Annotated in this window: 1 protein-coding gene; it reads left to right on the forward strand. The window is 44.6% G+C overall.

Translation table 11 applies throughout. The annotated features are described in order from the left end of the window. On the forward strand, nt 1-710 hold a 710-nt coding region (locus A3735_RS24850), incomplete at both ends, for an efflux RND transporter permease subunit (protein WP_197486031.1).

The raw sequence follows: 710 nt of genomic DNA on the forward strand, positions 1-710 counted from the left end.
TATATCAGCCTGCCCGATATTCGCAAAGAGCTGATCCCAAATGTGTCCCTTGAACGTATTGGGATAGATACGAGCCTGCCTGGTGCGTCAGTTGAAACCATAGAATCTAGCATCTGCAAGCCAATCGAAAACCAGATTTATGATATTGAGGGCACACTTGAGCTTAGCGCTATTGCGCATGAGGGTTTTTGCTCAATGACTCTTGACGTAGCAGACGGCTACCTCACGAAAGATATACTAGATACAGTTAAAAGCCGTCTCGAAAACTATGATGCCTTACCAGACGAGGCAGAAGAGCCAACCGTCAAGGAATTGATTGTACGTAATCGCGTTAGTAAATTAATTCTCAGTGGCACCGCGGACTACGCTAGCATGAGCAAGATGGCGCGAAGCATACGCAGTGAAATCCTCGAAAACGATAACATCAGCATCATCGACCTAGAAGACGTTAAAGACTCTGAAATACAAGTCTATATCCCGGCACATAACTTAGAGCAATATCAAGTTAGCTTCGAAGAGATCAGTCGTCTAATTAGGCAACAATCAAATCAGTTACCAGGTGGCGTATTAAAAACCCATGACGGTGACGTACTAATCACCAGTGATGCTAAAAAAAGTGATGCAGAGGGTTATCGAAATATCATTATTGCCTCGAATGCTGACGGTGCCGAGGTAAGACTAGGCGATATTGCGAGCATCATCGACAACCG

The sequence above is a fragment of the Oleiphilus sp. HI0061 genome, assembly GCF_001635675.1.